General features: G+C 36.1%; 7 protein-coding genes. 2 read left to right on the forward strand and 5 right to left on the reverse strand.

What is annotated here, in order from left to right; all coding sequences use genetic code 11:
• The coding region (locus AC1M9H_RS14175; protein WP_481613632.1) for a BapA/Bap/LapF family prefix-like domain-containing protein at positions 1-588 on the reverse strand (588 nt) is incomplete at its 3' end.
• Positions 589-909: 321 nt separating this feature from the next.
• Here AC1M9H_RS14175 and AC1M9H_RS14180 point away from each other — a divergent pair.
• Together AC1M9H_RS14180 and AC1M9H_RS14185 are read left to right on the forward strand one after the other, a co-directional pair.
• Complete coding sequence (locus AC1M9H_RS14180; RefSeq protein WP_481613633.1) at positions 910-1,980, forward strand: zinc-binding metallopeptidase family protein; 1,071 nt, start codon at positions 910-912, stop codon at positions 1,978-1,980.
• Positions 1,981-2,058: 78 nt separating this feature from the next.
• Entirely contained in the window at positions 2,059-2,820 is a 762-nt protein-coding gene (locus AC1M9H_RS14185) for a 3-oxoacyl-ACP reductase (protein WP_481613634.1), read from the forward strand.
• 90 nt (positions 2,821-2,910) lie between these two features.
• Here AC1M9H_RS14185 and AC1M9H_RS14190 read toward each other — a convergent pair whose 3' ends face one another.
• The 4 genes from AC1M9H_RS14190 to AC1M9H_RS14205 all read right to left on the reverse strand — a co-directional run bounded on the left by AC1M9H_RS14190 (position 2,911) and on the right by AC1M9H_RS14205 (position 7,994).
• Positions 2,911-3,804, reverse strand: coding sequence for a LysR family transcriptional regulator (locus AC1M9H_RS14190; protein WP_092766282.1), 894 nt, complete (start codon positions 3,802-3,804; stop codon positions 2,911-2,913).
• 163 nt (positions 3,805-3,967) lie between these two features.
• On the reverse strand, positions 3,968-5,239 hold the full coding sequence (locus AC1M9H_RS14195) for a DcaP family trimeric outer membrane transporter (protein ID WP_481613635.1): 1,272 nt from the start codon (positions 5,237-5,239) through the stop codon (positions 3,968-3,970).
• A gap of 83 nt (positions 5,240-5,322) precedes the next feature.
• Complete coding sequence (locus AC1M9H_RS14200; RefSeq protein ID WP_481613636.1) at positions 5,323-6,693, reverse strand: aromatic acid/H+ symport family MFS transporter; 1,371 nt, start codon at positions 6,691-6,693, stop codon at positions 5,323-5,325.
• A 386-nt stretch (positions 6,694-7,079) separates the two neighbouring features.
• On the reverse strand, positions 7,080-7,994 hold the full coding sequence (locus tag AC1M9H_RS14205; RefSeq protein ID WP_035270297.1) for a LysR family transcriptional regulator: 915 nt from the start codon (positions 7,992-7,994) through the stop codon (positions 7,080-7,082).
• Positions 7,995-8,212 lie beyond the last annotated feature (218 nt).

The raw sequence follows: 8,212 nt of genomic DNA on the forward strand, positions 1-8,212 counted from the left end.
TACATCATCCAACTGCTGACCATCAAACTTGCCTTCAGCAATTAAACCTTCTACTTCTTCAATCGCTTCTTCTAGCTTTTGCTCAGCAGTTGGATCAGTTGGATCAGTTGGATCAGTTGGATCAGTTGGATCAGTTGGATCAGTTGGATCAGTTGGATCAGTTGGATTATTATCTGATCCATTAGCTGCATCAAATACAGCAACGCCAACTCCAACTGCGCCTAGTGCTAGTGCACCACCAGCTAACCAATTGTTTAAGATTGTAGCGCTAGTTCCAGCACCACCTTCAAGTAACGCTTCTATGCTTTCTAAAGGATTGTATTCTACGTTTTTGAAATCAAGGACATACATTTCACCGTTTTGATTACGGAAAACAAGATCTGAAGTTTCATAATTGAAGTTATCTAAAGTAATTGTTTCCCCGTTATTTAATTTAATAATGACCTGATTTTCATTCACAATCAGCTCTTGAACATCTTCAGGAGCCACGTCGATCATTACAACTGAGTCTTCAACAATTTTAATTATATTGCTTTCTGAAGTGATCGTATTATTCAAGGTTTTTTTTGAGATAATCTGAGTTTGCATATACAAAATACCCATAGATTTAAAGAAATTTTACTTAATAGCATTAAACGATCATTTAGTTTTCTAATCAAGATTTTTTTAGATTAAAAATCATATATTTCAATATATTGTGATTTGCATCACACTATTTTTTAATAAAATTGATTTTATTTTATACAGCAACTAAATGATCTTAATTATACTGCTATTTACAAATTCAATACGTTGATTACTTATTGTTCATCATTTTTCTTGCTTTTAATTTTCATTATTTAATATCAGAAACACAAATTTTTTTTTGAAAAAAGCAATGGTATAATCTCAAAAAAATGAATAATTTTTATGAAATATTTTTCTTGCGCGCAGTGCAATCGGCAAATCTTTTTTATGAATTCTACATGTACTCATTGTGGAATTAATTTAGGATATGTTGTAGAAGAAAGAGAAATGGGAAGTTTCCATAAACATACTAGTCAGTTGTGGAAATCTATTAATCCCAAATTCAAAAATAAACTCTATAAACCCTGTTTTAATTATTTGCATCATCATGTATGCAATTGGATGATTCCTGCAGAAAGTTCTGATATTTACTGTGACTCTTGCAAACTAACCTCTATTATTCCAAATTTAAATAATCCTGATCACACCATCTATTGGAGCAGATTAGAGCATGCGAAGCGTCGTTTCCTTTATATGATGCAACAACTAAATATCATGCCGAGACCAAAAAAAAATGATCATGATCAATTTGGACTTAGATTTAATTTTTTGATGCCCGAATCAGATCTTCCTGTTTTAACTGGGCATGCTCAAGGTACAATTACATTAAATGCAAGCGAAGCAGACGTCGTATACCGCGAAACAACCCGAATAAAAATGGGTGAAAACTATCGAACCCTACTCGGTCATTTTCGCCACGAAAGCGGGCATTACTATTTCGATCTCATTCAAGAGCTTCGACCAGATCTCATTGATGCGTTCAGAGTAATGTTTGGAGATGAACGACAAGATTATGCTGAGGCTTTAAAGCGACATTATCACGAAGGTCCACCCATAGACTGGCAAAAAAAATTTATTAGTTCCTATGCAAGTGCTCACCCATGGGAAGATTGGGCAGAGACTTGGGCACATTATTTACATATGATGGATACCTTAGAAACAGCATACTATGCGGGTCTGAGTGTTCAATCTAAACGTGCTGATCTCCCAAGTATGACGATCGAAGAAAATCCGATTGGTGCTAAAAACTTTGAAACTGTTTTACAAAACTGGTTAACCATCACTTTTAACTTAAATGCACTTAATCGCAGTATGGGTTTAGATGATGCATACCCATTTACGCTATCAGATAAAGTCTTAGACAAGCTCAGATTTATTCATCACAAACTATTAGAAATTTCATTTCAAAAATAAATATTTTTGCTTTATCAAAGGTTGAAGTTACTTATTATTTAAATACAATCTTCACCAAGTCTTATTGATTGTGTGTAAATGAAAATAAACGAACAGATTGTACTCGTTACAGGTGGGGCACGAGGCCTTGGCTTGGCTATTACCAAGGCATTATTGAGCGAAGGCGCTCGTGTCGTTGTCAATTATCATAGTAGTCATGAGTCCGCTAAGACATTAAAACTTTCACATCCTGATCAAGTTTTTAGTTATCAAGCGGATATTACTGATGCAGATCAAGTTTCAGAAATGTTTAACGCTGCCAAACTGCATTTTGGTGAAGCTATTCATTCAATTGTGAATAATGCACTCGTTAGATTTAAATTTAACGGGGATGCAAGACCAAATATTTCACAAATACAATGGAATGATATGCACACTCAGTTTGAGGGTGCTGTCAAAGCTGCTCTTAATACCACTCAAGCCGCTTTAGCCGACATGAAAGCTAATCGATTCGGTCGAATTGTGAATATAGGAACAAACTTGGTGCAAAATCCTGTTGTGCCATATCATGACTATACTACTGCAAAATCTGCCCTTCTCGCATTGACGAGAACATGTGCTCATGAATTAGGTGAGTTTGGAATTAATGTCAATATGTTGTCTGGTGGATTACTTCAACAAACTGATGCAAGTAAAAGCACGCCACAGGAAGTTTTTGATTATATTGCTTCCGCTACCCCCTTGCGTAAAGTAGTCACTCCTGATGAGTTTGCTTCAGCCATTTTAATGTTTTTGTCACCGTACTCCAATGCTGTCACTGGTCAAAATTTAATAGTGGATGGCGGTTTAGTTAAAAATTAATAACGATGCTTAGAGCTTAGGCTATTTTTTATTTAAGGAATAGCCTACCTATATAACCCCAATCGCTTGCTCATAGAGTATTTATGGGTGTTATTTTACAAGGATTTCATGAAACATATGTCTAAGCCATTGATGGCTGGTCTTATGATGACAGGACATATGCCAGTATTGTTTAACACCATATGTCGGGAAAGCAATAGGTGCATCAAAGATTTTTAAATTGCCTCGTGATAATAAAACTTCACTTAGATAGTAAGGCACTGTAGCAATCGCATCAGTTTCTTGAACAACAAGACCAACACCAAGATAACTTGGTAATCGCATTAAAATATTTCTTTTAAGTTCAAGGTTTAACAGCTCATTTTCAATATGGTAATGCCCCATTCCCGCATCAATATCAATGTGTGATTCTGCCAAATACTGCTCTTTGCTGATTGAATCTCCCGTTAAACGAGGGTGATCTTTTGCTGCAATTACAACATAATATTGCTCGAATAGTTTTTGTTGATAAAAGCCATTTTCCAAATGAGGCAGAAATCCTAATGCAAGATCAATTTCACCATTTGCCATTTGATAACTTGTTTCAGAAGTTATTGGACGCACATTTAATCTGACATGAGATGCTTTTGCTTTTAGATATTGGGAAATCTTAGGCAGTAATACTAAATGCGAAACATCAGTCATCGCCAAGGTGAATTGTTGATCTGATATAGCTTCATCAAAATCGATCGTAAAATTATTAATCGCTTCAACTTTACTTAATGCTTCACTGACCAATGGGAATAATTGCTTTGATAATTCCGTCGGGATCATTTCATTCCCAATTCTTAAAAAAAGCGGATCGTTATAATGTTGTCGAATTTTATTAAGAATATTACTTACAGCAGGTTGACTCATCTGCAATTGTTCAGCAGCAACCGAGACACTTTTAAATTTATAAACATGAAAAAAAATACTGAGTAATTTGCAATCTAATTCGTACACGAAACGCGCCTTCTCCTAGTAGATGAAAATGTAAAGTAAATAAGATCTCATAGTACTTTTATATTTTTATTTTTTCTAGGATCTATTCTGACATTCTCTAAAACCATCCCATAAAAAAAGAGCGAAAAATCGCTCTTTTTATCATCATTCAAGTTTGAATAATTTAGAAATTATAAATTGCTACAGCACTTACACGATTATCCTCACCTGTGTTAGAACCATTTGGTGCAGATACTACAGCTTTACGCTCACCATACACATATTCCAATCCAAGGCTAATCGGTTTGATCGGACTATAGAATGCATTGACCCAACCTTGCCAAAGCTCCTTATTGATCTCTGTCAGATTTACTGCACCACCTCGATAAGCATTTGTCACATCTTGATTCATATAACCAAAACCAACAGTTCCACGCCATTGAGGATTAAATTGCTGCGTTAGACCTATGGTAATTGAGTCAAATTCATTCTCATCTAAAATTTCACCAGATGAGCTACGGCTGATACCAGGATTCGTCCATGAAACAAAACTGCTATCTCCTTTTACATGATAGTAGTCAGCTTTCAGTGTAGTTGAAGGAGCTAATTTATATTGCATACCAAGTCCTACGCCCCATGCAACGACTTCATCAACTTCTGTTTTCTTTTCATTGACCATAGTACGTAAACTGAGTTTAGCATCATCATTTAATTGATGATTCAATCGCGCTGTGACTGCAGGTGTACGCATTTTAGATAATCCATCTTTTGGATCTTCTGCTGCAAGGACCAAGCCTGTTGCAGGTGCTAAACTCATACTATAACGAACTTGAGGGGTTCGTTTTACAGCACCACCCACATAACCTAAGGCATCAATCGTTTCAGGCATATAGTCTGGCACAGCAAAGTTAGACCAAGTTTGACCAATTAACCATTTATCGTAATTCATATAAGCATGACGTATACGAAGATTATCTAATCCAGCTCCACCCAAAAAGTCGACTTCAACTTTACCTGAAACTTTTTTATCATTAATTTGACTATGAATATCCAAACCTAAACGTGTTGCTGATAGAGTCGACTTAAGCTGATCACTCGCCTCATTATTACCGGTTAAAGGAACCTTATTAATATTATTATATAGGCGATCTGCCGCACTACCTTCGGCTTGATATGAGGCATCTAGACGAACATTTCCATAAAAATTAAAAGTGGTATCTTTACCAACATTTAATTTTGGTTGTGGTCTAACTGATTCTGTCTTTAATGTCTCAATCGATTTTGCCTGTACAACAGCATTCTTCTGTTGTTGTTCCATCATTGATTTAAGTGCTTCGATTTCTTGACGTAATTGCTCTATTTCAGACTGTTGTGTGCTTTGTGCAAACGTTGCAGTAGAGGTTAAAACAGCTAATGAGATTAAACTTAAAGTAAATGGTTTGTTTGAAAAGATCATCCTAATCTCTCTTATCCTATAAAATGGTTTAGAAGTCTAAATAACAGCCACCTTCTGGCAGCTGTCTTATTTATAAAGAATTTTTACTGAGCTTGTTCTACGACTTTAGAAGAGTGTACAGATTCTTCCTGAGCAATTTTTCCATCTACTGAATTTTTCAGATTCACCATAAAAATTGCTAACGCTGCAATCACACCAGGAATTGCGATGACCAAGAAATTCATTTGGTGCGGAAGTTCCATGGTTAACAAAGCACCAGTGAGTACTGGACCTACGATTGCACCAATTCGACCAATACCAGATGCCCAACCCATACCTGTTGAACGAACTGTCGACGGATAATATTGTGCGACGAATGTATAAAGTAGAATTTGTGAGCCAATCGTTGCAGCGCCCGCGATTGCAATTAGCGTATACAACACGATTTGTGGACTATTAAAGCCGAGAAGGATAAGTGCAAGTGCACCGCACACGAACATAATTGTGAGTACTTTTTTGATGTGGAAACGATCTGCAAGATATCCACCACCGATTGCACCCACCATACCACCGATATTTAATGCAAATAGGAAGATCATACTTGCACCAAGCGAGTAACCCGCTTGAATCATCAGTTTTGGCAACCAGCTTCCTAAAGCATAAACCATGAGTAAACACATAAAGAATGCAACCCAGAACATGAAAGTACTGAAGGTACGACCTTGCTGGAATAATGCTTTTAAAGGAGCTTCATCACCTGCTGTGACTTCATCTAATACAAATTGAGTGTCAGCAGTAATATTTTTTTCAGGTGCGATTTTCTTCACATTAATTCGCACTTGCTCGGTTTGGTTTTTGTTGGTCAGGTACATCAAAGATTCTGGTAGGAATTTCCAAATCAACGGCAATGCGATTAAAGGCAATGCAGCGATATAGAACATAATTTTCCAGCCATATTGTGGAACTAACCAAGCACCTAATAATGCTGACGTCATACCACCAATTGCATATCCACTGAACATAAGGGCAACTAAAGTACTTCTAATTCGCTTAGGTGCATATTCAGTCATTAAAGCAACAACGTTAGGCATCACACCGCCAATACCCAGACCAGCAAGAAAGCGTAAAATACCAAATTCAGTTGGATTCGATGCAAATGCCCCCAAAAATGTAAATCCACTGAAGATTGCCACACAAATCATAATGGTTTTTTTACGACCAAGCTTATCTGATAATGTACCAAATGACATAGCACCGAACATCATCCCGAATAAAGCTGTGCTTGCTAACAATCCAGCTTGTACTGAAGTTAATGCCCATTCCTGCATTAATAAAGGTAATGCAACTCCGTAAATGACAAGATCATAACCATCAAAGATAATAATCAATAAGCACCAAAACAATACACCCCAATGAAATGGTGTGAACTTAGCATCATCAATCACACGATTGATATTTAATTTGTTTGCTTCCAAGGTTGCGCCTCCTGCAAATAAACTCTCCAAAAATATGACGCAACATTGACTTAAAGCTGAAAAAATGTCCAAAACCGAATATATCTATATATATACCTTCAAGGTCTAAATAATCTCGAGGGCTTATTTCTAGTATGATTGAATGAAAATTAGACGAATAATTACTTTAAAAAAAAATTCTTTGAGAATTTCTAATTTGAATTTTTTATTGCAACCTACTTTTTCTTCAAAGTTAAAATTATTTGTTTGAAATTTATCAAAAAAAATTAAGCCCCTTTTCGGGGCATAAGCTAAAGTCGTAGTTATTTTGAGTATTTAAGATTTTTGATTGCTATTTTTTATCCAATAGCTTTAGACCTAAGTCTAATTATTGTATTAGACCCTATCTAAATTAAATTTCTATCATACTTAATTGCTTCTAAATCATACACTTGGTAAATACAATCTATTAGAGACATGATGTCCTCGCTCTCATCTAGATTACGTATCGTCATAAATACTGGACTTACTGCAGTTTCATCTAAAATTGGGATGTAAAGCAAATGGGATAGCTGAATTGATTTCGCACTTTCTGGAACAATACAAATACCTTCACCAGCTGCAACCAATCCAAGAGATAGCTGAATTTCTCGCACCAAACGTATATTTTTAGGTTCTAAATTATATTCTGCAAACAAGGCTTGGACTTGAGTTGCAAAGCTAGGGGTTGTATGGCTAGGGTATAAAAAAATATTTTCATCAGAAATATCAGACAGATAAACACCTTCTTTTTTTAAACTTAAAGGATGACTCGCATGCACTGCCATCATTAAGCGCTCTTCACGAAGCAAAATTCGCTTCAATGCTGGATCTGAAATTCTAAGCCGCCCAAATCCAACATCAATCTTCCCCTCTTTGAGTGCTTTAACTTGTTCTAGCGTGGTCATTTCAACAAGTTCAATCTTTAAGTGGGGTTGCTGCTGCCTATATAAATATACAATTTTAGAAAGCAGCCCATAAAGCAGTGACCCGACAAACCCCATTGTTACTGTACGTTCAACTAGACCTATACGCTTAGTCATAGACTTAACTTCTTCAGCATTGGCAAGTAATTTCACTGCGTGCTGATAAAAGAAATATCCGGCTTGTGTTGTTTTTAATGGACGGCTACCTCGCTCAAATAAAGCAATGCCAAGCTCTGATTCCAAATTTTGAATTTGTCTACTTAATGGTGGCTGCGCAATAAATAACTTTTCGGCTGCTTTTGTAAAACTTTGTTCTTCTACCACTGCGACAAAATATCGTAGATGTCTAAGCTCCATGACTTTCATACCTTTTAAATATATTAAAATGCAAAAATGATCTTCGACTCTATTTTTGCATTCTTTTAAGGTATACCACATGAAATACACAATGCAAGAATGCGTAGAGTGGAAATGATTACATCAGTTGAAACCTTGCTCGTTGAAATCCCGACGATCCGCCCACACAAGATGGCGGTCGCAACGATGCAAACTCAAACCTTAGTCCTCATTAAAAT

This window comes from Acinetobacter sp. ANC_7512, from assembly GCF_056779935.1.